We start from the raw sequence: 24,461 nt of genomic DNA, 5'->3' as shown, positions 1-24,461 counted from the left end.
CTCGCCGAAAATCAAATGTAAATTTTGTAGACTTTGTTCTATGATTTTCTGAGAGCAGAACTTGAAAAGATCGGAGCAATCCGGTCTTTTGTGGAGGATAACAAATGAATTTAAATCAATTAGATATTATCGTTTCAGATGTTCCCCAAGTCTGTGCTGACTTGGAGCGTATTTTGGATAAAAAGGCAGACTATGTTGACGACAGTTTTGCTCAGTTCACGATTGGCAGTCATTGTCTCATGTTGTCCCAAAATCATTTGATTCCTTTGGAAAATTTCCAGTCAGGAATCATTCTTCATGTCGAGGTTGAGGATGTAGAGCAGAACTACCAACGGTTGAAAGAGCTTGGTGCCGAGATTTTACACGGCCCAGTTGTAACTGATTGGGGCACGGAATCTCTGCTAGTTAAAGGTCCTGCTGGTCTAGTAATTGATTTTTATCGAATGAAATAGGTCTGTTAAAATAGAAAAAACGCATAAAATCAACTGATTACAAAAGTGTTGATTTTATGCGTTTTTATGTGAACTGTTCTTATATTTCGGATAGAAATTGAGTTTTTCCAACTTCTTGCTCTATATCAGCAGGTTTATTTAACTTCCCCGCCTTCAACAACTAGGTCGTCAGCCTTAGCAGCTTCGCCGTATGTTGGATGGAGAGTTTCTTCATAGGCCTTGTGGAAGAAGTTTTCTTTGCCGAGTTTATTGATTTCGTCGTTGATATAGTTGAGTAGCTCGGTATTGCCTTTCTGCACAGCTGGGGCAATGGTATCTGGATCACCTAGCGAAGTGATGCCGACTTCAAAGCCTTTGTTTTCCAGCGCCCAGGCTAGGACTTCAGTATTGTCTGTAGAAAAGGCGTCGCCGCGGCCGTCCAGCAGGGCTTGGTAAGCATCGCTGTACTGATCATACTTTTGCAGCTTGATATTTGGATAGTTCTTTTCAAAGTAGGTTTCAGCTGTGGTTCCCTTGGTGATGATCAGGGTCTTGCCTTCCAACTGCTCAGGCTTGGTGATAACTGAGCCCTTTGGTGATACGACTCCGAGAGATACTTTCATATAGGGCAGGGCGAAGTCAACTTGTTTTTTCCGCTCGTCTGTGACAGTGAAGTTGGCTAGGGTAATATCGACCTTGTTGGAGATTAAGTATTCGGCCCGGTTGGCAGCATCTACAGGCACATACTCTGGCTTAACCCCTAAATCTTTGGCTAGTTGGTCGCCCAGATAAATGTCATAGCCTTGATATTTGCCGTTGTTATCTACATAGCCGAACGGTTTCTTGTCGCTGAAAACCGCAATGCGGAGCTTACCACTCTTTTTAATTTCCTCTAGGCTGCGGGCCTTGACCGTTTTGCTGGAAGCTGCGTCTTTGTTACCAGCATCTTTCTTGCTGGAACTGCCGCAAGCGACAAGGAAGAAAGCCAGAGTAAGGGTTGTTAAAGCAAAGATTGTTTTAGATAATTTCATAGGAGACTCCTTTATAAGATATGGGAATGGGAAGAAAACACAGAGCTACCAAAGAGCAGCCACATCAGTGGTGGGGTAGGCATAACTGTCAGCCTAGATGGCTGAAGTCAAAGACATTGAGAAATTCCTGGGCTCGCTGGGTTTTGGGTTGGGTGAAGAACTGCTGGGCGGTATTTTCCTCGAGGATACCACCTTGGTCCATGAAGATGATCCGATCGGCAATGGCACGGGCGAACTGCATTTCGTGGGTCACAATCAACATGGTCCGGCCTTCCTCAGCCAGGTCATTAATGAGCTCTAGCACTTCGCGGACCATCTCGGGATCCAGCGAAGCAGTCACCTCATCAAAAAGGATGATTTCTGGGTGCATGAGGAGCGAACGGACGATTGCTACCCGTTGCTTTTGGCCGCCAGACAGTTGGCGAGCAAAGCTGTGCTTTTTATCAGCCAGGCCGACCCGCTCTAGCAGGCTTTCAGCTTCCTTGATGACCTCGTCCTTCTTGCGCCCTTGAGCTTTTATGGGACCAAGAATTAGATTTTGCAGGACATCCAGATGGGGGAAGAGCTCATAGCTTTGAAAGACCATGCCAATCTTCTGACGAACGAGATGGAAGTCCTTTTTTTGACTGAGGATGGATTGGCCGTCTAGCAAAATATCGCCAGACTGGATGCTTTCAAGGCCGTTGATGCAGCGAAGCAGGGTCGACTTGCCGCAGCCAGATGATCCTAGGATGACCACGACCTCTCCTTTTTGGACAGAGAGAGACAGGCCTTTAAGGATGGCATTACTGCCGAAAGACTTGCGAATGTCCCGTAATTCTAAAATGATTTCCGACATGATGTCCGTTACTCCTTCCAGATGGTTTCCAAATAAGAGGATAGTTTAGAAATGGGAAAGCAGACTGCGAAGTAAAGCAGCAGAATGCAGCCATAAATCCAAAAAGCAGCAGAAGGGATAGACAGACGATTGCTGTCAATGATCTGCTGGCCGACCTTGACGACCTCGATGACTCCGATAAGGACGATGAGTGAGGTTGTCTTAATCATCCGCGTGATTAGATTAATCGCCTGCGGCAAAAGCCGTCGCAGTACCTGTGGGATGATAATGTAGACATAGAGCTGGCGCTGCGACAGTCCCAGTGCCTGACCGCTCTCAAACTGATGCTTGGGCAGGGAAGTGATGGCCCCCCGTACCAAGTCACCCATCTCCGCCGTTCCCCAAAGAGAGAAGACTATAATGGCTGAAAGCTCACCAGAGATATTGATGTCGAAATTTCTGGCTAAGCCAAAGTAAACCAGAAAGAGCAGAACCAGCTGGGGCATGACGCGGATAAACTCTAGATAGGCTCTGGACAGAAAGCGCACGACTTTTGACTGCGAGGTCATGATGATGCCAAAAATAGTCCCTAAGATAAGGGAGATGATGACCGAGAGGATGGAAATACCAATGGTAACGCCCAACCCCTGTAAGATACGTAAGAAATTATTCCCCTGAAAGAGAACTTGAATGCCCGAATCCTGCACGCCGCAGCCTCCTTTCTATCCAGCTAAAGCCAAGTGAAATTGGCAGCAAAATAATCAGATAAGCGATGACCAACATGAGCAGAGCCGTATCTGTCTCGTAGTAAAGGCCAATCAAGTCCTTAGCTACAAACATTAGGTCTGCCAAGGCAACAGCTGAAAATACTGAGGTTTCCTTGATTAAAAAGATGACATTGGCACTAAAGGAAGGCAGGGCAATAGCTGCAGCCTGAGGCAGGATGACATAGTAGAAGACTTGTACTGGTCGCAGGCCGATAGAGAGTCCGACCTCCCTCTGCGTTTGGCTGACTGCTTCAAGGCCGCTTCGGAAAGACTCAGCCATATAGGAACCACCCAGAAAGATTAGCCCAATCGTCGCACAAGCCTCAGAGGACAGAACGAGTCCAACACGAGGCAGGCCGAAGTAGAGAAAGAAAAGCTGCAGCAACAGCGGCGTATTGCGGGAAAACTCGATATAGGCGGTTGCTAGCGACTTCAAAATTGGAATCTTGTAAAAGCGAATCAGACTGACTAAGAATCCGACAGCAATTGATCCCAAAATTCCCCAAAAGGCTATGAACATGGTTAAAAGAAAGGCCTCTTGATAGAGGGGATAGTAATCACTGACGACGTCCCAGTTCACGGCTCTCACTCCTTAAACACTTGATGTTCCTAGTTTAGCATAGATAACAGACCTTTAGTAATATGTATTTTTTATCGCACTGATAAGGAAAATCTATCACTGGTCTGAAGAGAAATGCTAGGTTGGGGGTTTGTTATTTCAGCTGTGAAATCAATCGGTCATAGAATAATATTATTATTCGACATTATGTTATAAGTTTTTTAGATTTTACTTTGTTATACTATAAAGTATAGAAAATCTTTTATCTTACTAAGGAGGCAAAAAGATGACCAAAAAACTGACTTTTCCAGATGGTTTCTTGTGGGGCGGAGCGACAGCTGCCAACCAGTGCGAGGGCGCTTATGATGCGGATGGTCGCGGGCTGGCCAATGTAGATGTGGTGCCGATTGGTGAGGATCGTCTGGCCATCATCACGGGTAAGAAAAAGATGTTTGACTTTGAGGAAGGCTATTTCTACCCAGCCAAGGAAGCTATTGACATGTACCATCGCTTTAAGGAGGACATTGCCCTCTTTGGTGAGATGGGCTTTAAGACCTATCGTCTGTCCATTGCTTGGAGCCGGATTTTCCCTAAGGGGGATGAGCTGGAGCCCAATGAAGCTGGCCTGAAATTTTACGAAGACCTCTTTAAGGAATGCCACAAGTACGGTATTGAGCCCTTGGTGACCATTACTCACTTTGACTGTCCCATGCACTTGATTGAGCAATATGGCGGTTGGCGGAGCCGTCGCATGTTGGAATTTTACGAGCGTCTCTGCCGCACTCTCTTTACCCGCTACAAGGGATTGGTCAAGTACTGGCTGACCTTCAATGAAATTAATATGATTCTGCATGCACCATTTATGGGGGCGGGGCTCTGCTTTGAAGAAGGCGAAAATGAGGAGCAGGTCAAATATCAAGCAGCCCATCATGAGCTGGTCGCGTCAGCTATTGCCACCAAGCTGGCTCATGAGATTGACCCGGAAAACAAGGTCGGCTGTATGCTAGCGGCGGGTCCATACTATCCCAATACAGCTCATCCAGCTGACTATTGGGCGGCCATGCAGGAAGATAGAGAAAACTATTTCTTCATTGACGTGCAGGCGCGTGGCGAATATCCTAATTATGCCAAGAAAGCTTGGGAGCGCGAGGGCATCACTGTCGAAATGACAGAAGAAGACCTGCAGTTGCTCAAGGAGCATACGGTGGACTTCATTTCCTTCTCTTACTACTCTAGCCGGGTAGCTTCGGGCGACCCTAAGGTCAATGAGCTGACCGAGGGTAATATCTTTGCTTCTCTCAAGAACCCTTATTTGGAAGCTTCTGAGTGGGGCTGGCAGATTGATCCTCTGGGCTTGCGCATTACACTAAATACCATCTGGGATCGTTATCAAAAGCCTATGTTTATCGTGGAAAATGGTCTGGGCGCAGTGGACACTCCGGATGAAAATGGCTATGTGGCTGATGACTACCGGATTGACTACTTGGCGGCCCATGTCAAGGCCATGCGGGAAGCCATCAATGAGGACGGCGTGGTGCTTTGGGGCTACACGACCTGGGGCTGTATCGACCTGGTATCAGCCGGCACTGGCGAGATGAAGAAGCGCTATGGCTTTATCTACGTGGACCGGGACAATGAAGGTAATGGAACACTCAAGCGCTCCAAGAAAAAATCCTTTGACTGGTACAAGGAAGTCATCGCGACTAACGGAGCATCTGTGAAATAGGAAAAAGGCTGAGATATGAATGTCTCAGCCTTTTTCAAGTATGTATGTTTTATAGGAATTTTAGTCTAACTGAATTTTAAATTCTTTTCAAGATTCATTATTTCAAGAATTCCTTTATTTGCTGGGCGATTTCCTTTGGCTTTTCGTCATGGATATAGTGGGAGCCTTCTAATGTTACAAGTTTGGCTTGGGCATTCTGCGCGACAAACTCTTCCTCTAGCTTGGGAGCTTCTCCGCCTTTCTGGACAGCCGCAAAGATAAGAGTCGGAATCTGCGGCACGGGTTCTTTGTTAATCGTTTCAACATTTTTCTTCCGATTCTTGACTTCGTTCATGACCGCCTGGGTGATTGATCGCTGGTGGAACAAGGCTTTAAAGACAGCTTTTTCCTGATCATTGAGAGCCCCAGACTTTATGGCTGGGCTACTATTTTCATCAAAGAAAATCGGCAGGCGAGCCAAGCCTAGCATTCTCCCCAGCTGGATAGTCTGATAAGAACCATAAAATTTCTGCTGGTCGGCCACCTCTGTATGAGGCATGGTCATATCCAGCCCGATAATAGCTTCTACTTCTTCTGGGTAATGATTGGCCCAGTGAATCGTTTCTAAACCGGCAATCGAATGCGGAACCAAAACATAAGGACCGGATATCTTAGCAGCTTTGAGGGCCTTACGTGTCTGCTCCACTTGTCTATCCAATGAGCGTTCATCGTTTCCATCATCGCTGTAACCATAGCCTAGACGTTCTACCACGACGATGCGATAATCCTCCTCTAGCTTGGAATAAAGAGCCTTGAAATCCAGCACCGGAGCATTGGTGCCCAGTCCCGCTAGGAAAACCAAAGTCTTCTTGCCCTTGCCGGCAGTGTAGACATTAAGCTTCTTACCCTCTACCTCGACTAGCTGACCAATCGGCTTCTCAATGAGTTTGCTTTCCTGAGCTATTTGAAAGCGGTGATAGAGAAAGATAGCCAATAAGGCCAGAGCTAAGAGTCCTACCAGCCAAGTGATTGTTTTAAGGACAAATATAAAGATTCTTTTCAACATAGGGATTCCTTTCTGTTCATCATATTTTAGACTCGCATACTTTTATTGATAATCTTTACTTCAAGCGGTCATATCGTGATTTACACTAAAAGCGAATAGAAGTTTAATCAGGTAAAGTGATAAAAGAGCTGTCATACTGATTGGCAATTTACTGTAACTAATAAGAAGAATGCAACCCCACCATAGAAGTACCAGTTAATGCTTGAACCCTGCAATCTTTCAGTAGTTCTCTAACAATTATTAGATATGTCTGATTGAGTCGCAAGGCCAAACTTAAAATAGCAGAATAAAACTAGGTCACTTTTTGATTTTCGGTGAGTATTAGTCGATTAGTTATGCCTTTGACTTCTCATAGAATTTTTGAAGAAGATTATGAAATAGGGAAGGGAATTCAGTTTTTTTCTCTTGCAATATATTTTTCATAATAACGATTGCTATCAAAAGGATAAGGGGTCTCTTTTGATTTGAACAGTTGCTCAGGGATAAGAACGACACTGCTTACAAGAACTGTTCCACTGATAATGGCTAAAATGATTATTGGCAAACCGGGGAGATTTTTAGGATACTGGTTCAGAACATAGTAGAGAGCATGAAGCGTAAAGACAACCGCTGTCGCAAAACCTGGGTTATAAATGGTTCTTTTTCCTACTGTACGAAAACGTCGGTACATACTGAACCCAAAAATCAGGTGGCCAATCATTTCAAAAAAGCAAAAGATAAGATTCCAGATGACAATGATCTGATTGACACCGTAGAAAAGACAGACAATACCAATTAATTCAGCTAACATAATAGTCAGCATATCAGAAAATTGATTCATAGGATAGCGATCGGGCTGTTGAGAGCGCCGAAGCATGTTGTAGTTATAATGAAAACCGCCAGGAAATCTCCATTCTTCTAGACAGTGCAAAGGGAGCATGACATAGATTATAGCGACAAATCTGCTTCCAGCATCTAGTGTAGTCCAATGTGTGATAAGATATAAGAGAATACCGATTCCCATAGCAAAGAGAATGGGAATCCAGATTTTTAACCAAGCAGAAATCAGTTTGAACATAAGAATACCTCATTTATCAAAGCACCCACCACTGGTAAAGAGACCAGTAAAGGATGTTAGCGACCACTGCCAAAGCAGATAGACTGGTCATTGCCGTCAGGAAGAGGCGACCTTTGCTGAACTTTTCTCTGGATTTTCTGAAGAGCGGCAGCAGAGCAGCAGTGGTTAGCAGGAGTCCCAAGGCAGCAAAGAGCATGTAGCGCCAGGGAGCTAGAGAATCTAGGTCATCTGACATCAAAGGTATCATAATCATTAGTAGGTTTAGGAGAACAGCCAGAATACCAAGAGAAGTCAGTAGATTCCAGACCTTCCAAGTGCGGTCTGAGTGCTCAACCGTTTTTCGGGAAATCAAGCGATAAGCTCCTAATAAAAGGCTGATGATGAGCGTTCCAAAACTGTAGACAATTCCAAGGATGCCTAATCCTAAGATGATATAGTCCTTATAGAAGTCAAAAGCAGAGATTTTCTCATAGTCTACCACAGCGACGGGAATTGTAATCTTTCCCTTGCTCTTATAGATGGTCCAAAAATTGGTACTCAAGATTCGGTTCTGAGCAGGATTGTCAATCTTCTCTATTGAGGGCATCATGAGTCTAAGAAAGGATAAGGGACCATGGAGATAGGTGCGCGGAGAACGGTAGTAGCCTGGTGTAAACTGCTTTTGGGTATCTTCGTCAGCTGTTTTACGTTTTCCGAAAACCAGTTCAGGCATTTGGTAGTTGTAATTCTCTTCCATGCTTTGATTGGTCATGACTATGTAGCCGATGCCACTTTCCAAGTCTAGCATAAGCCGGGAGCTGAAACCATCAGTATTGCCGCCGTGGCCAATGATGCTGACTCCGTATTCATTAATCCAGAAACCGTGGGCATTGCGGGCGATGTCTGTACCTGGATAGGTCGAAGTGGGATTGTAGAGAGTATTCCAAGTTTCTGGACGGTCAAAGAGAGTCTTGCGCCCCAGCAGAGCCTGAGCAAATTTCTGTAAATCCTCCAAGGTACCGGCTGCTTGGCCAATTGAGTAGAGACCATATTCATAAAAAGCTGTCCCTAGTGAATTTCCCTTTGTATCATAGGCCTTAGATTCTTGCCGTTTTTTCTGAACATAGGGATTATCAGATAAGTCCGGTAGGAGAGCTGTCTTGTCCATACCAAGCGGCTGGAAGATATGCTCGTGGGTATAGTCAGCAAAGGTCTGGCCGGAAATCCGCTCGACAATCAGAGAAGCGAGCCCAGCACCATAGTTGGAATAAGAGGTTACTGTTCCAGGTTCAAAGGACTGGACAGGCTGGAGCATGCGTAGATTTTCCTCTATATTTTTATCACCTTTTGTGTAAGACAGAGATTCATCAAATCCTGTCTGATGATTCATGAGATCCAGCATCGTGATAGCTTTGTCGAAGTGCAGATTTTTAAGAAAATTCTCTGGCAGGTAGGTCTTGATATCTTCCTCTAGGTCAATCTTTCCTTGTTCCCAGAGTTGCATGACAGCTATCCAGACGGTTAGCTTGGTCACAGAGCCCCAATCAAAGACGCTGCTGTTGTCAGCTTTGATGCCTTTTTCTTTATCCATATAACCGAAGTTGCCTTGGTAAATGGTGCTATCCTTGTCAAAGACTGCTGTTTCCATAGCGGCAGTCGTCTTTTCATGCTCCTTGACATAGTCTTCGATTTTCTGGCCGATCTGGTTCCGTTCGATACCAGATGGGAGTTTCTGTTCTTCAGCCAGTGCGGTAATTGGTCGAAAGAGTCCTATAGTCAACAGAGTTAAAAGGATTAGGGGAAATGTTTTTTTCATAGCTGGCTCCTTTCATGTTAGAATACCCACCACTGATAGAGGGACCAATAGAGGATATTAGCGGCCACTGCTAAAGCAGATAGGCTGGTCACGGCTGTTAGGAAGCGGCGTCCTTTACTGAGCTTTTCTCTGAACTTTCTGAAGAGAGGTAACAGAGCGGATACGGTTAGCAGGCGTCCCAAGGCAGCAAAGAGCATGTAGCGCCACTGAGCGATTTCGCTGAAATCTCCCGAAGTTGCTGACATGAATAGCAGAAAGAGATTGATTGGGACAGCCAAAATACCAACAGCTGTTAGAAGGTTCCAGACCTTCCAAGTGCGGTCTGGCTGGTCTTGTTTCTTGCGAAAGATAAGCCGATAGACTCCTAGAAGAGGGCTGATGAGGAGCAGGCCGAGGGCGTAGATGATACCAAGTCCGGCCAAGCCTAGAACAACATAGTCTTTAAAGAAATCAAAGTCAGAGACTTTCTCATAGTCTGCAACAGCTACTGCGATATGGGTCTTGCCTTGGCTCTGATAAATGGTCCAGAAGTTGTTTGGCAATCGCTGATCGTCAGATGGTTCCTGCAAGTAGTCTGCGGAGGCTGGAATCATTTTAAAGATAGCTAGAGGGCCTTGATTAAAGTTGCGCAGAGTGCGATAATAGCCAGGACTGAATTGCTCTTGGGTTTCCTTGCTGGCTGTTTTACGTGGCCCAAAGACGAGCTCTGGCATTTGGAAATTATAATTTTGCTCTGTACCTTGATTGGTCATGACGACATAGCCGATACCGTGCTCCAAGTCCAATATTATCCGTGAAGTAGAGCCAGCTGTATTTCCGCCGTGGCCCAACACAGTAGTACCGTATTCGTTGGCCCAGAAACCGTGAGCATTGCGGATGATATCCGTGTCAGGGTAGGTGGAACTGACAGTATAGAGGGTGTTCCAAGTCTCTGGGCGCTCAAAGAGCGTTTTGCGAGCCAGCAGGGCTTGGGCGAACTTCTCCAAGTCTTTAAAGGTGCCAGTAGCCGCTCCGGTAGGATAGATGCTAGTGATGAAATGGTCCTTGCTCAGCAAGTTTCCTTTAGTGTCGTAACCCTTGGTTTCTTGACGCTTTTTCTGAACGTAGGAATTGTCTGATAGGTCCGGCAAAATAGCCGTTTTATCCATGCCCAGTGGTTGGAAAATATGCTCATGGGCATAGTTGGCAAAGGTCTGACCGGAGATCCGCTCGACAATCAGAGCAGCTAAGCCGGCACCGTAATTTGAATAAGCTGTGACTGTACCGGGTTCAAAAGACTGGATAGGTTGTTGTTCTTTAAGGATTTCTTCGATACTTTTGTCACTTCGCATGTAGAAGGTAGTCTCGTCAAATCCTGCCTGATGATTCATGAGATCCAGCATGGTGATAGGTTTGTCATAGCGGAGATTTTTGAGGAAGCCCTCTGGCAGATAGGTGCGAATGTCTTCTTCTAGGCTAATCTTACCTTGCTCCCAGAGCTGCATAACAGAGAGCCAGACGGTCAGCTTGGTTACAGAGCCCCATTCAAAGACGCTATCATCATCGGCCTTGATGTCTTTTTCCTTATCCATGTATCCAAAGTTGCCTTGATAAATGGTACCGTCCTTGTCAAAGACTGCCGTTGCCATGCCGGCTGTTGTTTTTTCATGTTCCTTGACATAGTCTTGGATTTTTTGGCCGATCTGGTCCCGTTCTATACCAGATGGTAGCTTTTGAGCCACCTCAGCCAGCGCAGTAGCTGGCTGGAAGAGCCCCAGAGTTATAATCGTTAGAAGCGTTAGAATAAATGATTTCTTCATGCGAGTCTCCTTTTTTCCTTAGCCCTCAAGGGCGAAAGTAATACTTCTAAAAACGATTTTGCAAAAAATTTTAAACATTCTGAGTCTCCTTTTTATAGCACATACATTTCTTATTTCTTTCTATTTTAAAGTTCAATTCTCAAATATCCTTCAAGTAATTCTAAAATATTTCTAAAGTTTTTCGAATAGTCCATCTTTTATTGACTTAGCCTCTTATCCTTGCTACACTAGTGATAGGAAATTTCTGGAGGCGAGTGTTTATGGCTCATATTTTACTCATCGAAGACAACAGTGATATTCATGAAATTCTAAAAGATCTTTTTCAGAAGGAACACACGGTTTATTCCGCCTATTCGGGGACAGAGGGCATTTCGCTGTTTGAGCGGGAGGAGATTGATTTGGTCCTTCTGGACATCATGCTGCCGGGTAAGAATGGCGATGAAGTGTTGAAGGAAATTCGCAGCAGCAATGCTACGGTGCCAGTGGTTATGCTGACGGCTCTTGGGGAGAAAGCGCTGGTTAGCCAGTACCTGCTGAATGGTGCTAATGATTATATCGTCAAACCCTTCAATCTGGATGAAGTTTTTGCCCGTATCACCGTGCAGCTGCGCAGCCAGCAGGCTTTGACTGGCGATGAAGAAGGCCAGTCCTTTAAAAATATCCGTCTGCTCAAGGCTACCTTTGAGGCGGTCTGCGGTGAGAAAAGCGTCCGTTTGAGCAAGAAAGAATATCATATCCTCCAGCTCTTGCTCCGTCATCCCAAGAAGATCTACACTAAGGAAGAGCTCTTTGAGCAGGTCTGGGAAGAGAGCTATCTGCCTGGGGATAATACCCTGAATACTCACCTCAGCAATCTACGTAAGAAACTGGCTCAGTTGGATCCAACAGAGGAATACATAGAGACTGTTTGGGGACTAGGTGTCCGGCTCAAGGAGGACTGATATGTTGGTGTTAGTCATTTTATTTGCCCTTATCAGTCTGTTTCTGGCCATTGGTTTAATACGCTATCATTTGGCGGTCAAGGATGTGGCTCAGCAGATTCGTCGGAAGCGGCAGACAGGGAGCCAGAATCGTCTGGCTCCTGCTGCTCATGCCCCCAGTATTTTGGAGCTGACAGAGGAAGCAGAGCTACTCTTTGGGGAGCTAGACAAGACGACCTTTGTAGTCCAGCAGGAAAAAAAGACGCTGGATATGGCTATCAGTAATATCGCCCATGATATCCGCACCCCTCTGACCATTGCCAGTGGCTATACGCAGCAGCTGCTGAAGGATGATAGTCAGGAAAGTCAGCAGCTAATCAAAATTGCAGATAGTCTGGGAATGGTGTCCAAACGGCTGGAAGCCTTGATGGAGTACCGCCGGCTGATGGAGGGAGCTATACGGGCCAATGTCCAGCCGACAGATATATCCCAGCTAGTAACCCAGCAGCTTTTTACTTATTATGATGCTTTTCAGAAAGCCCAGATTGACCTGCAGGTAGAGTTAGCTGAAGGTCTCGAGCTAGAGACAGACCCAGAAATTTTAGAGCGCATTGTCCAAAATATGATAAGCAATGTCCTCAAGCACGGCCGTAAGGCCGCCAGCATTTCTCTGAAAAAAGAGGGCGAGCATTGTATCTTTACCGTCAAAAATATCGTCCAGCAGCCTATCCAATATCTGGATAAGCTGACTAATCGCTTTTACTCAGAAAATCTATCCAGCAGTGAGGAGTCTTCAGGGCTAGGGCTCTACATCACTCAGCAGTTAGTCGAAATCCTAGGCGGGGACTTGACAATGAAAGCCGAGGACGACTGGTTTGAACTGGTTGTGACTTTGTAGAGGATAGTGTATGATAAGGGAAAATGTTTTTTTAAAGGAGTAAAATGCAACCGAATTATCGTATTACAGAGAAGATATTAAACCTAGTTCAGAGAATTTCTGAACTGACGACTCAACTTTCGATTGAAAAACGTAAGCTGTATTTGCGTAAGGAAAACCGAATCCGATCTATTCAATCATCACTTGCTATTGAGAATAATAGCTTATCACTAGAACAGGTAACGGACATCATTGAAGGCAGGCGTGTACTTGGTCCGTTAAAAGATATTCATGAGGTGCAAAATGCCTATGAAGCCTATGAGCGAGTGTTCAGGCTCAACCCTTATAGTCTAGATGATTTTCTCCTGGCACATGGCTTGCTGACTAAGGATTTAGTCAAGCGGTCGGGACAGTTTCGGCTAGGGGATGTTGGAGTCTATGATGGCGAGGGGAGAGTAGTTCATGTTGGGGCTAGACCACAGTTTGTCCCCAATTTGGTCAAGGATTTATTCAAATGGGCAGAGCAAAGCGAGGTCTCGGCCATTGTCAAGTCCTGTATCGTTCACTTTGAGTTAGAGATTATTCACCCTTTTGAAGATGGTAATGGGCGAATGGGACGTCTATGGCAGAGTCTGATTCTCAGTCAATGGAATCCAATTTTTGAATGGCTACCAGTAGAATCAGTTATTTATGCTCATCAGCAGGGTTATTATGATGCCTTGACCATCAGCAATGATACCAATGACTCTACAGTATTTACCGAGTTTATGTTGCAGGCCATACTAGAAACACTAGAAGAATACCAAGAAAAAGCAGATGAAGATGCAGACAGGATACTTCACAAGACATTAAAGCCAAGAGAGTTAGAAATTTATCAGCTGATAAAAGCTTACTTGGAGGAACATTCACAAATAGCTAATGCAAAAGTACAAGAGATTACAGGATTAAGCGAGGCTACAACCCGTAGATATTTGAATATATTTGTAGAATTCGGTCTTCTGAAAACAAGTGGAACAACGCGGGATCGGGTCTATCAGTTAGCTTAAAAATCCGCTCAAAATCCGCTCAAATCCGCTCAAAATCCGCTCATAAACCTCAGTTAATTTTCGAATTGGCTGAGGTTTATTTTTAGATTAAGTCGAAGAAAGGCATGATAAAGATGCCTTTTTGTTTTGTGATTTTAAAAGCAAGTCATATCAACGAGGTCATTTTTCCGGCCAAAGTGAAAAATCAGCCAACTACTCTAAACCCTTGATATAACTGACTTGCAACTGACAGTTGACAATGATTCCAAGTTCAATCACCCAAAAAGCAACTAGATTTTTTCTTTATTCCAAGTCCAGTCGCTAGAAAGGCAACTGGCTTTTTTGTTAATCTGAAAGCAGAAGCCAAGTTTTTGATTTCGGAATGAACGAGTCGCTGTCTTTGAAGATTTGGATTAAAAACTTGAGTTTAATTATATTATAAGGAGGTATTCTCATGAATACAGAAACAACTATCAAACCACAACCAAAACTAATTTTGCCGTTCCTAGCTTGGAACTTCGGCTGGACATGGGGATTCTGGCTGCTGGACATTATCCTCAAAAACCTTTGGCCAGACAGCCCACCTACAGCCTATCTTGCTCTTGAAGCTATTCTAAATGGTATTGCTATGTTTGGGCCTATGCTGGCCAGCCTGATCGTACTGAAAAAGAAAGGCTTCAAGGCCATTTGCTCCTATCTCTTTTCAGGCAAGAAAGAGACCTGGCTCTACTTGCTAATCTATGGTGGCGGTCTGACCACCTTCTATGCCCTAGCTTCTGGCGGCAAGCTGGTAGACGGCGCTTTAGTAAGATTTCCTTGGTTTTTTATCTATTGTATTGTCCTATCGGGCGGGATTGAAGAATTCGGCTGGCGTGGCTTCCTACAGCCGGCCTTAGAGAAAAAGTTTTCTTTCTTTGTCTCTACCTTGATGACCGGTATTATTTGGGCCATCTGGCATATTCCTCTCTGGTTTTACGATCGCTTTTATGATCGAAGCCATGATCTTTTCTCAGTTTTTATCATTTTCAGTATCCTTCTCTCTTTCTGGCTTGCTGCACTTTATAAGAAGACCCAGTCTGTTCTTGCTTGTAACATCTTTCATGCGCTCTCCAACACCCTTATCCCGACTTTTGTTGGCATAGCTCAAGCTAACAATCAATTGGATTTCTCTCAAGTCAATCCCTTCTTTTACTTTGGAGGTGTGATTCTCCTGACACTTTATAGTATCTATCTCTGGTATCGGACGGATAGGGAGGAAAAAGCACTTCCATCTAAAGAAGAAATCTAGCATTGTATGAAGAGATGACAATCAGACTTTGTAGTCTATCCGCCTTGTGCTATAATAAGTTTCAATGAAAGAAAGTATAAAAAATAAGAAAGAATAGGTAAAACAATCCATGAATCTATCAGACAGAATCCAGTACCTGCGGAAAGCGCGGGGCATTTCTCAGGAGGGGCTAGCCGACCAACTCGGTGTGTCTAGACAGGCCGTTTCCAAGTGGGAGAGTGAGCAGAGTATGCCTGATTTGGATAAGATCATTTCCATGAGTGACTATTTTGAGGTGACCACAGACTATCTGCTCAAGGGAATTGAGCCTGTAGTACAGAAAGAGGAAGAGCAGTCAATCAAGCACAGGAGAATAGCCAGCAATATTTGCTATCAGCTCTCTCTTGGCTTTATCGGTCTGGGCATCATCCTCTCCATTATCCTAGCTGATTTTCTCAAGATCAGTATCTTGCTAACGCCGGTGCTGATCGTTCAGGGAGTAGGGCTGCTGGTGTGGGGAATGGGCCGCAATCTATCCGAGGTAAGACCTTCTTTTCAGGTTAAGCTAGCCTTGATTTTATTCTTGCTCTTTGTTCCCCTCGGATTTCTATCTAATGTTCTTTTTCCTCTGGGCAAGATCTTTCCATATCCGACCAGTCTGGCAGCCAGTCTTACCTTTGTCACTTTCTACCTTATCCTAGGAGTCTGCATCAGTCTGTTCTTGAAAAAGCAAGATTGGAAGCAGTGAAAGAAAGCCGATAAAGAGGGCTAGACCAGAAAGGGTGAAATCCGCTCATAATCCAATCAAAATCCGCTCAAAAAAACTCAGCTAATTTAGTGATTAGCTGAGTTTTTATTTTACAAATCTCTCTTTTTCAGTGTAGCCAGTCCTGCTATTGTAAAGACCGTGATCAGACTGAGAGCAAAGATAGCTGTTTTGATGATGACACCTGGTATTGAAGCGTCTCCGTAGACGAACTCCATCTTGATAGCCTTGAACCATTCATTATTGGCATCAACCATTTGACTAGGGAGGCCGAGTAAGATGTAGGTCATGATATAGGTGATAAAGACGACACTATAGTTTCGAGTCAAGTAGAGGACAAAGCTGGTAATGCAGTACCAAGCATAGGTACAGATGACCTGCATGACAAAGAGTATTGCGAATTGTCCCCAGAAATTAGCTGGCAGGGTTCCCATATTACCACCGGTTCGGACAAATTCGATGACAATACCAAAAATGTAGAGTAGTATGAACTGCATAGGAAGTAAGCTAGCGATAGTCAGTGATTTAGAGAAGTAATACTGGGTCCGAGTCTTGCCTGTAGTCAGGTTATTGTGATAAAGTTTGTCATTGAGATCAACACCGAGAAGCAAGCTAGTCATGACATTGCAGGCAATAAAGAGCATGCCGCTGTTGTAGGAGACGACATCTATGGCAAAAAAGATACCGTTGTCGGAACTGACAACTTTGGAAGTGAAAATGCCGAGGAGAATTCCAAAGATGCAGAAAGCCTGCACTCCCCAGAATCCTACGGAGCGGAAGAGACGGTAGTAATCCGCCTTGATACTATTAAACATGAGTGTTTCCTCCTTGTTGGTTGATTAAGTCTGTAAAGTATTTTTCTAAGTCTTTGTGGGCGTAGTAGATTTCCCCGATTGGGATGTCGGCTAGGACTAGTTCCTTGGCAATCTTGCGAATTTCTTGTACTTGGCCGGAAATATGCAGCTCATCTTCCTTGTTGGTTGGTCTGAGCTGGTAGCCTAGCTTGTCTTGCACTAAATGAGCAGCTTGCTTGATATTATCCGTTTTGAGGATGATATAGTCGCCGCTTTCTCGGTCAAATTCTTCCTTAGACAGCTCCTTGATGAAATGCCCTTGATTGATAAAGCCAAAGCGAGTTGCGACTAGATAAAGCTCGGACAGGATATGGCTGGAAATGATGATGGTGATGCCTAATTCTTGATTGAGGCGCTTGACCATTTCTCTAAATTCCTGAATCCCAACGGGGTCTAAACCATTGATGGGCTCGTCCAGAATGAGCAAGTCGGGACGCCCCAAAATGGCAATGGCAATGCCCAACCGCTGTTTCATCCCTAGAGAGAAATTGCGGAATTTTTTCTTTCCAGTATCGGTCAGGCCGACATATTGCAGGGTTTCTTTGATGACTTTGTCAGCATTTGGAATGCCCCGGTCGGTACAGTAGTAGCGCAGATTTTCATAGGCCGACATGTGGGCATGAGCTACAGGGGTCTCGATAACAGATCCAGTATGGCTGAGGGCCTTGGTCCATTCTTGTTGGTTCTGAGAGCCCAGGACAGACACGGACCCTCCGCTAGGATAGATGACTTGAGTGATGATTTTGATCAGTGTGGTCTTACCAGCACCGTTTTTTCCGATGAGACCGTAGATCTCTCCTTTCTTGATGGAAAGACTGACGTCTTTCAGAGCATATTGATCACCGTATTTTTTAGTGAGTCCTTTCACTTCTAAAACATTTTGCATGATGTTTCTCCTTTAATTACTTTGTTTATACTTTTAGTATACAAACTAATTATCAAATATTTCTCAAGAAATTCTAAAATATTTCTAAAGAAATTTAAAATTGAAAAGATTAAAATGAGCCAGTTTTTGACTAGCTCATTCTCTACTATAAATCCTTTTTGTGGAAAGTATAAAGACTTGCTGCAGTAAAGACTGTTCCTAAAAATAAGGCGATTAGAACAATTCTTAAGGTTACACCGTTGCTTTGAAGCGTCTCAAAATCAAAGCTCATGGTGAAATGCTGCAACCATAATGATTTGGGATAAAATTGAGCCAGAGCTCCGGTTAAGGATGCGCAGAAAAGGTAACCTCCCAGAGCAGCAATCATAGATTTACTCAGATAAAGAATAAAGGAAATAACGGCTGTCCAAGCAATAACAGTCAGGCACTGCACAAAGAATAGAAGAATAAACTGAAGCAGGAAGGTGGCGGATAAATCACCAATACCGTTTAGGATGGCTGCTAGGATAAAGTTGATGCTATAATAGAGAGCCAACTGCAGGAACGTTACGCAGACCATGACTAGGGCTTTAGAGACGAAGAAACTGGTACGGGAAACGCCGCTGGTTAAAGTATTCTTGTAAAGCTGCTTGTTCAGATCTGTCCCGATGACGACCATAGAGAGGATAATGATGATAAATGTATTATTACCGATAGCGTTGGACACCGCTTGTATAAGCTGGACGGCATTTAATTTGCCAAAGACTGCGCTCAAGGTCGTCAGTAGAAAGATGAATTCGGTAATCCAAACAGCCTTGGAACGAAAGAAGCGGTAAAAATCTGCTTGAAAAGTATGTAACATGGTTTTTTCTCCTTACTGGACTAAATCTGTAAAGTATTTTTCTAAATCTTTGTGAGCTGCATAGATACCATTGACATGAATGTTGGATAGGACCAACTCCCTGTTGATGTCATTTAGTTCCTGCTCTTGGGCGACAATGTGCAGTTCGTCAGATTTATCAGCGTCCTTGAGCTGATAGTGGAGCTTGCCTTGGATGAGATTGGCAGCCTGTTCTTTATCGCTAGTCTTGAGGACGATATAATCTTCGCTGGCTCGGTCAAAATCGTCTTTGGTGAATTCTGCGACAAGCCGTCCTTGGTCAATCACTCCAAACTTGGTGGCTACCAGATAAAGCTCGGACAAGATGTGGCTGGAAATGATAAAAGTGATTCCCAATTCTTGATTGAGTCGCTGAATCATCAGTCGAAATTCCTTGATGCCAAGAGGATCTAGGCCGTTGATGGGCTCGTCTAAAATCATGAGTTCAGGCTTACTGATAAGTGCAATAGCGATTCCTAGACGCTGCTTCATTCCTAGCGAAAAGTTGCGGAATTTCTTTTTACCAGTATTGCTCAATCCGACATAGGCCAAGGTTTCCTTGATGAGTTGGTCGGGTTGGGCAATCTGGTGGACCTTGCAGTAGTAGTTGAGGTTTTGATAAGCAGTCATTTGATTGTAAGCAACTGGTGTTTCGATGACGGTTCCTATCTTGCGCAGGGTTTCATTCCATTCCTTAGAGTTCTGCGAACCAAAGACAGACACGGTTCCGCTGTTAGCATGAATGAGCCGGCTAATGGTCTTGAGAAGAGTGGTTTTGCCAGCCCCATTCTTGCCGATTAAACCGTAAATTTCGCCCTTCTGGATTGAAAGACTCACATGGTCAAGGGCATATTGCTGGCCATATTGTTTGGTAACTTGCTTTACTTCTAAAACAGTTTGCATGGTATATTCTCGCTTTCTTAGGTTTGATTTTAGTATACAAGCTAGATTTCAAATATTTCTCAAGAAATTCTAAAATATTTCTAAAGAAATGCAGAACCAATCCAAAAGCAATAAAAAAGCAGCCAAAGGGCTGACTGCTTAAATTTATAAGTCCCTGTGCTGGAAGGCTTGGTAACCACCTAAGAGAGAACCAGCTAGAATAAGGAATAAGAATAGTTCAGAATTTATCTGAGGGAAAACGATGACGAGGCTAGACTGAAGCATAATCAGGGCGAAAAAGACGAGATAGCTGGCTAGGGTGGAGCGGGTCAGGTAGAGGAGACAGGTAACTACAGAACTGCAGGTCATAATAAAGAGAAAGGAGCGAAAGAAAGACAAGGAAAATCTCCAGAAAAAGTTCTTTGGCATAGTTCCAAGTCCGTGGAAGAGGCTTCCAAAGATAAAGACTACAGCAAAGGCTGTTACTAGTTGAAAGATGATAATTGTGACAAGAACAGCTATTTTGGATAAGTAAAATTCTTTCCGAGAAACCCCGCTGGTTAATATATTGTTGTATAATTTTCTAGTCAGGTCACGACCTAACAGAAAGATAACGAGCACAAGGACAGTAATCATGACAAAGGGCAGGAAATCTTTAGCAAGCTCCCCGAGAGCTTCAAATCCTGTCCAACCTTGGATGACTATTTCTTCTGGATCAGAAGATGTAGAGATATAAAAATTAAAGTTTCTTTCACCAAGAGAGCTGATGAAAATGAGAAAAAAGAGCAGCCCTTCTATTAGCCAAAAAGGTTTGGAGCGGACAAGCTGGTATAGCTCCGCCTGAATGCTATGTAACATGAAATCTCCTCTGAATGATTAAGATTGTTCCTACTTTTTATAAATTTTTCTTTTTGAAAACCATCAGCCCGCCACCCATAAAGAGCAAGGTGACCGTTACCACTGTCAGGATAGCTTTGATAACAGCTCCGCTATCTGCTGCCATATCTGTGTTAAAACGCATGGTCAGATAGAGCAGCCATTCATTGTCAGGGTAAAAGATGAGGGGAATAGTCAGTAAGGTACCGCCAAGGAAATAGGTCAGAAAGCTAGATACAATCGAGTGGCTGGCATAGAGTATAAAAGAAATGATGGCAATCCATGCAACCGTGCTGAGAAATTGAATGAAGAGAGCAGCTCCCAACTGAGGCAAAAAAGAGCTGGGGGCACTTCCAATTCCGTTGGACAGACTAGCAGTCACAAAGGAGATAGATAAAATCAGCAGGAAGTGAAAGGCTGCGATGCTAACACAAACAAAGAACTTAGAAAAATAATAGCTGAGCTTAGAGATGCCGTAGCTCAGGCAGTTTTTATACAGTTTCCGAGACAGATCTACTCCAAGGACCATACTGAGACCAATGATGGTGAAAAAGAGTAGACTGTCTGTATTGCCTGCAAAATAGTCCAGAGCTTGAAGGCCGGTTAGTTTTCCTAGAGATTGACTAGCAGCCGCATTGCTGGAGATATTTGCTCCAAAATGAATATTTGCATGGAAGAAGGTTGTTGAGATAATCGCACAGAATAATAAAAACTCAGTAATCCAAAAGCCTTTTGAGCGCATGAGCCGGTATAAATCGGCTCGAATGAAATCCATCATGATAAGCCTCCCTTTTTCATTTGACCAAGTCTGTAAAGAAGTTTTCTAGGTTTTGTCGTGCATAGTAAATCTCCTGCACCGGTATATCTGCGACCGCAAGTTCCTTGACAATCTTGCTAATCTCATGCGAATGGGTAAAGATATGAATCTCGTCAGAGGCATTGACCACCTTGATACGATGCATGAGCTGGTCGTGAATCAGCCGGCTGGCTTCTTCCAACTGCGACGTTTTAAGCACGATATAGTCTTCGCTCTGTTCTTCAAACTCCGCCTTGGAAATCTCGCGAATCAGTCGTCCTTCCTCGATAATGCCGAACCGGTTACCCACCAAGTAGAGTTCAGACAGGATATGGCTGGAGATGATAAAGGTCATGCCCAACTCTTCGTTTAGTCGCTGCACCAGCTGGCGGAATTCCTTGATGCCGACCGGATCCAGGCCATTGATAGGCTCGTCTAGTATCATCAGGTCAGGTCTGGTAAGAAGCGCGATAGCCAGACCCAGCCGTTGTTTCATCCCGAGTGAGAAGTCGCGGAATTTTTTCTTGCCGGTATCCGTCAAGTCCACGTATTCCAAGGTTTCACGGATGACTTTGTCCGCATGGGGAATATGGCGGAGCTTGCAGTAGTAGCTGAGATTTTCATAGGCTGTCAGGTGGTTGTGAGCAACCGGAGTTTCGATAACTGATCCGACCCGTTTGAGGCTCTGCGTCCATTCTTGATAGTTCTGAGAGCCAAAGAGGGAGACATTGCCACTGCTTGCTTCCAAGAGTTGGGTGATGACCTTGATCAGAGTGGTCTTTCCGGCCCCGTTCTTGCCAATCAAACCGTAAATATCTCCTTTTTTTATCGTCAGACTCACATCGGTCAGAGCGTACTGCCGGCCGAATTTCTTGCTGACTTGCTGTAAAACCAAAACATTTTCCATGATCAAGTCTCCTTTTCATGATGTTAGGAGAGAAAACTCCTCTTCTTATTAATTAGTATAGCGCCAAACCTTCAAATATTTATAAAGAATTTCTCAAATATTTCTAAAGTTTTTGGTTTGTCTTGTAAAAGGGTCAGAACTCATGTAGGAACTTCTCTATTATTTGAGCAAATGTTTCTGGCATTTGGATATTTAGAGTATGGCCGCCATTTTCTATAATGCAAAGCTGAGAATCTTTCAGCAGCTTGTTAAGCTCATAGGCATCTTTTAGATTGGGTTTGTCTTTGCTGCCGTAAACAAGCAGGCTGGGAAGCTTGATTTTCTTTACTTTATCAGTGAGATTTACCTTACGTAGCTCGGTCAAAATCCGTATCATCTGGCTTTTATCGGCTCCTTGCTTGGTGAAGATGCTTTTAGGCATCAGTTTAAAGACGAGAATCTGCAGTCTGTAGAGAAAATTATCTGCTAAATTGTATTGAGTTCCGGATAAAATCAAGCCCTTTAGATGAGGAAGGGCTTGGTCAGCCAGGTCCAGCGCCAGCAGGCCACCGAGTGATAAACCGACTAAGATGAAAGGTTGATTTTGGGCCTGAAGGTGCTGCAGGGTTGCTTGTCGAATGTCTTGGTAGCTTTCATTGCCCCTTGGAAAAAGAGCCAGCGACTCCGTTGGGATATCAGCAAGGGCTTCTTGAACTTCTTTCCAAGAATACTCATCTTGCCCCAGTCCGTGCAGAAAGATAACTTTAATATCAGAGCTCTCCTTTATTAATCTCCAGCTCGTACAGTCCTCTGACTGCATTGCAGGCGTAGATTTTCTCTGCTTGAGCCAGATCAGCTAGCGTTAAAACTTTCTCAGTAGCCTGTCCCTTATCCAGTAACTGCAGGCGGTAGATACCCTTGAGCAAGCCTAGTTCAGCTGGCGGGGTGTAGAGTTTGCCGTCTAGCTCCAGCAGCAGATTGCCGATAGAAGTTTCCAACAGCTGGCCTTGAGCATTGTAGTAAATCTGTTCTTGCTGCTCCAAGGTCAGATGTGGCCGATGGCTGGTTTTGAAATAGGTAAAAGGCTGGGCTAGATTGGCTGTTTGCTCGACCAGTTTTGCCTTTCTGAAAGTCTCTGTTAATGGTAGTAGAGGAGTCGTTTCTAGTTCAATCCTGCCGTCTTTTTTTAGAGCTATACGTAGCCTATAATCTTTTTCTTTGTCTAGCTGAGTGCAGGTTTCTTCTAGCTCTTGCTTCAGTTTGTCTTGGTCAAAAGGATAGGCGAAGTAGCCGGCTGCTTCTGTCAGTCTTTGCAGGTGTTGGTCTTGCAAGGTCAGCTGTCCGTCCGTTACTTTTCCAGTAGAAATCAGGTCGAATCGCGGATTTTTCCGATAGAGGACGGCAGATTTTTGCTGGGTTTCGGTGTATTCGGATTTCCATGTGCTGTCCCAAGTGATGCCGCCGCCAACGCCATAGATGGCTTTCCTTCCCTCTAGCTGAATAGTGCGGATGGCGACGTTGAAAATCCGTCTCTGGTCTGGTAGGCAGATGCCGACTGTACCGCAGTAGACCCCGCGGGCAGCTTTTTCTGTCGCCTTGATGATAGCCATGGTCGAAATCTTAGGCGCGCCTGTGATGGATCCGCAAGGAAAGAGCGCCTTGAAAATCTCTGCCAGCCCGACTCTCTCCTGCAGCTGGCTTTTGATAGTAGAGGTCATCTGCCAGACCGTAGAGTATTGCTCGACACTGCAGAGACGCTCAACTCGCTCACTGCCCGTCTGAGAAATGCGGTTCATGTCATTACGCAGCAGATCGACAATCATCATATTTTCTGCTCGGTTTTTGGCATCCTGGGCCAGCCATGCAGCCTGCTCTCTATCCTGCTCTAAGGTCAGTCCCCGATTAGTGGTCCCTTTCATCGGACGAGTGATCAGTTGGCCTCGGTGCTCCTCGAAAAAGAGCTCAGGGCTTATGGACAAGATGGCGGTCTCGTCATGCTCTACATAAGCATTGTAGGCCGCATTTTGCTCAACGACCAGCCTGTTGTAAATAGCCAAGCTATCCTCAGGATTGAGCTCCGCGCACAGCTGCACCGTGTAGTTAACCTGATAAGTGTCGCCCTGGCGGATATGATTATGGATAGTCTCGATAGCCTTCTGGTACTCTTGCTCAGAAGTCAGCTCCTGCCAAACTGCTGGCATTTCCACTTCCTCATAGGTCAAGGGAATGGAAGCCTCCTCAGCCTTATCGTGGATAGTAAAGTAGAGGAGGTATTCTTTCTGGAGCGGAGCCGAATGAACTTGGAACTTTTCCTCGAAGGCTGGAGCTGCTTCATAGCTGACATAGCCGACAGCATAGTATCCTTTCTCCTGCCAGCCCTCAATCTCTGTCAAAAGTTCCTCCACTTGATCAAGACGGCGAGTCTTTAGCTCCTTGATGGGATTCGTAAAAATCAGGCGTTGACCCAACTGCTTAAAATCAATAATCGTTTTCTTGTGCATAAAGTTATTTTATCATAAGATAATTTGAATGAAAACGGA

Annotated in this window: 24 protein-coding genes; 7 read left to right on the top strand and 17 right to left on the bottom strand. The window is 44.6% G+C overall.

The window, feature by feature from the left end; translation table 11 throughout:
- Window positions 1-104 precede the first annotated feature (104 nt).
- The gene (locus DQM55_RS09730; RefSeq protein ID WP_111676496.1) at window positions 105-452 is read left to right on the top strand and encodes a VOC family protein; all 348 of its coding nucleotides are present in this window, start codon (window positions 105-107) and stop codon (window positions 450-452) included.
- Between the two features lie 134 nt (window positions 453-586).
- Here DQM55_RS09730 and DQM55_RS09725 read toward each other — a convergent pair whose 3' ends face one another.
- The 4 genes from DQM55_RS09725 to DQM55_RS09710 form a co-directional block, all read right to left on the bottom strand.
- Window positions 587-1,462 carry a cysteine ABC transporter substrate-binding protein gene (locus DQM55_RS09725; RefSeq protein WP_111676494.1) on the bottom strand — a complete coding sequence of 292 codons (876 nt, stop codon included), beginning with the start codon at window positions 1,460-1,462 and terminating at the stop codon, window positions 587-589.
- 88 nt (window positions 1,463-1,550) lie between these two features.
- Window positions 1,551-2,300: an amino acid ABC transporter ATP-binding protein gene (locus tag DQM55_RS09720; RefSeq protein WP_111676492.1), complete on the bottom strand. Its 750-nt coding sequence runs from the start codon at window positions 2,298-2,300 to the stop codon at window positions 1,551-1,553.
- An 8-nt stretch (window positions 2,301-2,308) separates the two neighbouring features.
- Window positions 2,309-2,986: an amino acid ABC transporter permease gene (locus DQM55_RS09715; RefSeq protein ID WP_002911195.1), complete on the bottom strand. Its 678-nt coding sequence runs from the start codon at window positions 2,984-2,986 to the stop codon at window positions 2,309-2,311.
- Window positions 2,946-3,626, bottom strand: a complete 681-nt coding sequence (locus DQM55_RS09710; RefSeq protein ID WP_049539304.1) for an amino acid ABC transporter permease — start codon at window positions 3,624-3,626, stop codon at window positions 2,946-2,948. Before DQM55_RS09710 ends, DQM55_RS09715 begins: the two co-directional genes overlap by 41 nt.
- A gap of 265 nt (window positions 3,627-3,891) precedes the next feature.
- Here DQM55_RS09710 and DQM55_RS09705 point away from each other — a divergent pair, with 265 nt between their 5' ends.
- Entirely contained in the window at window positions 3,892-5,331 is a 1,440-nt protein-coding gene (locus DQM55_RS09705; protein WP_111676490.1) for a 6-phospho-beta-glucosidase, read from the top strand.
- Between the two features lie 97 nt (window positions 5,332-5,428).
- Here the strand turns inward: DQM55_RS09705 and DQM55_RS09700 are convergent, their stop codons facing one another.
- The 4 genes from DQM55_RS09700 to DQM55_RS09685 form a co-directional block, all read right to left on the bottom strand.
- Entirely contained in the window at window positions 5,429-6,376 is a 948-nt protein-coding gene (locus DQM55_RS09700) for an alpha/beta fold hydrolase (RefSeq protein ID WP_111676488.1), read from the bottom strand.
- A 391-nt stretch (window positions 6,377-6,767) separates the two neighbouring features.
- Window positions 6,768-7,433 (bottom strand): HXXEE domain-containing protein, encoded by a 666-nt coding sequence (locus DQM55_RS09695; RefSeq protein WP_111676486.1) that lies wholly within the window; start codon window positions 7,431-7,433, stop codon window positions 6,768-6,770.
- A 16-nt stretch (window positions 7,434-7,449) separates the two neighbouring features.
- Window positions 7,450-9,228 (bottom strand): serine hydrolase domain-containing protein, encoded by a 1,779-nt coding sequence (locus DQM55_RS09690; protein ID WP_111676484.1) that lies wholly within the window; start codon window positions 9,226-9,228, stop codon window positions 7,450-7,452.
- Between the two features lie 17 nt (window positions 9,229-9,245).
- Window positions 9,246-11,027 (bottom strand): serine hydrolase domain-containing protein, encoded by a 1,782-nt coding sequence (locus DQM55_RS09685; protein ID WP_111676482.1) that lies wholly within the window; start codon window positions 11,025-11,027, stop codon window positions 9,246-9,248.
- Between the two features lie 260 nt (window positions 11,028-11,287).
- On the opposite strand from DQM55_RS09685, the gene DQM55_RS09680 reads away from it, so the two are divergent.
- The 5 genes from DQM55_RS09680 (at window position 11,288) to DQM55_RS09660 (ending at window position 15,864) form a co-directional block, all read left to right on the top strand.
- A complete protein-coding gene (locus DQM55_RS09680) occupies window positions 11,288-11,968 on the top strand; it encodes a response regulator transcription factor (RefSeq protein ID WP_111676480.1) in 681 nt (226 codons plus the stop codon).
- A 1-nt stretch (window position 11,969) separates the two neighbouring features.
- Window positions 11,970-12,845: a sensor histidine kinase gene (locus DQM55_RS09675; protein WP_111676478.1), complete on the top strand. Its 876-nt coding sequence runs from the start codon at window positions 11,970-11,972 to the stop codon at window positions 12,843-12,845.
- A 44-nt stretch (window positions 12,846-12,889) separates the two neighbouring features.
- Window positions 12,890-13,870 (top strand): Fic family protein, encoded by a 981-nt coding sequence (locus DQM55_RS09670; RefSeq protein ID WP_111676476.1) that lies wholly within the window; start codon window positions 12,890-12,892, stop codon window positions 13,868-13,870.
- Between the two features lie 433 nt (window positions 13,871-14,303).
- Window positions 14,304-15,137 carry a CPBP family intramembrane glutamic endopeptidase gene (locus DQM55_RS09665; protein WP_111676474.1) on the top strand — a complete coding sequence of 278 codons (834 nt, stop codon included), beginning with the start codon at window positions 14,304-14,306 and terminating at the stop codon, window positions 15,135-15,137.
- 109 nt (window positions 15,138-15,246) lie between these two features.
- Entirely contained in the window at window positions 15,247-15,864 is a 618-nt protein-coding gene (locus tag DQM55_RS09660) for a helix-turn-helix domain-containing protein (protein WP_111676472.1), read from the top strand.
- 110 nt (window positions 15,865-15,974) lie between these two features.
- Here DQM55_RS09660 and DQM55_RS09655 read toward each other — a convergent pair whose 3' ends face one another.
- The 9 genes from DQM55_RS09655 to pabB form a co-directional block, all read right to left on the bottom strand.
- A complete protein-coding gene (locus DQM55_RS09655; protein ID WP_002926711.1) occupies window positions 15,975-16,697 on the bottom strand; it encodes a lantibiotic ABC transporter permease in 723 nt (240 codons plus the stop codon).
- Window positions 16,690-17,622: an ABC transporter ATP-binding protein gene (locus DQM55_RS09650; RefSeq protein WP_002926710.1), complete on the bottom strand. Its 933-nt coding sequence runs from the start codon at window positions 17,620-17,622 to the stop codon at window positions 16,690-16,692. Before DQM55_RS09650 ends, DQM55_RS09655 begins: the two co-directional genes overlap by 8 nt.
- A gap of 145 nt (window positions 17,623-17,767) precedes the next feature.
- Entirely contained in the window at window positions 17,768-18,463 is a 696-nt protein-coding gene (locus DQM55_RS09645) for an ABC transporter permease (RefSeq protein ID WP_002926709.1), read from the bottom strand.
- Window positions 18,464-18,475: 12 nt separating this feature from the next.
- The gene (locus tag DQM55_RS09640; protein ID WP_002926708.1) at window positions 18,476-19,384 is read right to left on the bottom strand and encodes an ABC transporter ATP-binding protein; all 909 of its coding nucleotides are present in this window, start codon (window positions 19,382-19,384) and stop codon (window positions 18,476-18,478) included.
- Window positions 19,385-19,528: 144 nt separating this feature from the next.
- A complete protein-coding gene (locus tag DQM55_RS09635; protein ID WP_002926707.1) occupies window positions 19,529-20,221 on the bottom strand; it encodes an ABC transporter permease in 693 nt (230 codons plus the stop codon).
- Window positions 20,222-20,258: 37 nt separating this feature from the next.
- Window positions 20,259-21,017: an ABC transporter permease gene (locus DQM55_RS09630; RefSeq protein ID WP_002926706.1), complete on the bottom strand. Its 759-nt coding sequence runs from the start codon at window positions 21,015-21,017 to the stop codon at window positions 20,259-20,261.
- Window positions 21,018-21,033: 16 nt separating this feature from the next.
- Window positions 21,034-21,942, bottom strand: a complete 909-nt coding sequence (locus DQM55_RS09625) for an ABC transporter ATP-binding protein (RefSeq protein ID WP_111676470.1) — start codon at window positions 21,940-21,942, stop codon at window positions 21,034-21,036.
- A gap of 133 nt (window positions 21,943-22,075) precedes the next feature.
- Window positions 22,076-22,690 (bottom strand): alpha/beta fold hydrolase, encoded by a 615-nt coding sequence (locus DQM55_RS09620; RefSeq protein WP_111676960.1) that lies wholly within the window; start codon window positions 22,688-22,690, stop codon window positions 22,076-22,078.
- Window position 22,691: 1 nt separating this feature from the next.
- Complete coding sequence (gene pabB, locus DQM55_RS09615) at window positions 22,692-24,422, bottom strand: aminodeoxychorismate synthase component I (RefSeq protein ID WP_111676468.1); 1,731 nt, start codon at window positions 24,420-24,422, stop codon at window positions 22,692-22,694.
- Between the last annotated feature and the right edge of the window lie 39 nt (window positions 24,423-24,461).

Source organism: Streptococcus sanguinis (assembly GCF_900475275.1).
Classification (GTDB): Bacteria; Bacillota; Bacilli; order Lactobacillales; family Streptococcaceae; genus Streptococcus; species Streptococcus sanguinis_N.
This window is presented reverse-complemented; position numbering and strand designations above follow the sequence as displayed.

What these genes read in the sequence shown, in the direction of transcription:
- DQM55_RS09730 (WP_111676496.1), top strand. Translation starts at nt 105, where the DNA reads ATGAATTTAAATCAATTAGATATTATCGTTTCAGATGTTCCCCAAGTC.
- DQM55_RS09725 (WP_111676494.1), bottom strand. Translation starts at nt 1,462, where the DNA reads ATGAAATTATCTAAAACAATCTTTGCTTTAACAACCCTTACTCTGGCT.
- DQM55_RS09720 (WP_111676492.1), bottom strand. Translation starts at nt 2,300, where the DNA reads ATGTCGGAAATCATTTTAGAATTACGGGACATTCGCAAGTCTTTCGGC.
- DQM55_RS09705 (WP_111676490.1), top strand. Translation starts at nt 3,892, where the DNA reads ATGACCAAAAAACTGACTTTTCCAGATGGTTTCTTGTGGGGCGGAGCG.
- DQM55_RS09700 (WP_111676488.1), bottom strand. Translation starts at nt 6,376, where the DNA reads ATGTTGAAAAGAATCTTTATATTTGTCCTTAAAACAATCACTTGGCTG.
- DQM55_RS09695 (WP_111676486.1), bottom strand. Translation starts at nt 7,433, where the DNA reads ATGTTCAAACTGATTTCTGCTTGGTTAAAAATCTGGATTCCCATTCTC.
- DQM55_RS09690 (WP_111676484.1), bottom strand. Translation starts at nt 9,228, where the DNA reads ATGAAAAAAACATTTCCCCTAATCCTTTTAACTCTGTTGACTATAGGA.
- DQM55_RS09685 (WP_111676482.1), bottom strand. Translation starts at nt 11,027, where the DNA reads ATGAAGAAATCATTTATTCTAACGCTTCTAACGATTATAACTCTGGGG.
- DQM55_RS09680 (WP_111676480.1), top strand. Translation starts at nt 11,288, where the DNA reads ATGGCTCATATTTTACTCATCGAAGACAACAGTGATATTCATGAAATT.
- DQM55_RS09675 (WP_111676478.1), top strand. Translation starts at nt 11,970, where the DNA reads ATGTTGGTGTTAGTCATTTTATTTGCCCTTATCAGTCTGTTTCTGGCC.
- DQM55_RS09670 (WP_111676476.1), top strand. Translation starts at nt 12,890, where the DNA reads ATGCAACCGAATTATCGTATTACAGAGAAGATATTAAACCTAGTTCAG.
- DQM55_RS09665 (WP_111676474.1), top strand. Translation starts at nt 14,304, where the DNA reads ATGAATACAGAAACAACTATCAAACCACAACCAAAACTAATTTTGCCG.
- DQM55_RS09660 (WP_111676472.1), top strand. Translation starts at nt 15,247, where the DNA reads ATGAATCTATCAGACAGAATCCAGTACCTGCGGAAAGCGCGGGGCATT.
- DQM55_RS09655 (WP_002926711.1), bottom strand. Translation starts at nt 16,697, where the DNA reads ATGTTTAATAGTATCAAGGCGGATTACTACCGTCTCTTCCGCTCCGTA.
- DQM55_RS09650 (WP_002926710.1), bottom strand. Translation starts at nt 17,622, where the DNA reads ATGCAAAATGTTTTAGAAGTGAAAGGACTCACTAAAAAATACGGTGAT.
- DQM55_RS09645 (WP_002926709.1), bottom strand. Translation starts at nt 18,463, where the DNA reads ATGTTACATACTTTTCAAGCAGATTTTTACCGCTTCTTTCGTTCCAAG.
- DQM55_RS09640 (WP_002926708.1), bottom strand. Translation starts at nt 19,384, where the DNA reads ATGCAAACTGTTTTAGAAGTAAAGCAAGTTACCAAACAATATGGCCAG.
- DQM55_RS09635 (WP_002926707.1), bottom strand. Translation starts at nt 20,221, where the DNA reads ATGTTACATAGCATTCAGGCGGAGCTATACCAGCTTGTCCGCTCCAAA.
- DQM55_RS09630 (WP_002926706.1), bottom strand. Translation starts at nt 21,017, where the DNA reads ATGATGGATTTCATTCGAGCCGATTTATACCGGCTCATGCGCTCAAAA.
- DQM55_RS09625 (WP_111676470.1), bottom strand. Translation starts at nt 21,942, where the DNA reads ATGGAAAATGTTTTGGTTTTACAGCAAGTCAGCAAGAAATTCGGCCGG.
- pabB (WP_111676468.1), bottom strand. Translation starts at nt 24,422, where the DNA reads ATGCACAAGAAAACGATTATTGATTTTAAGCAGTTGGGTCAACGCCTG.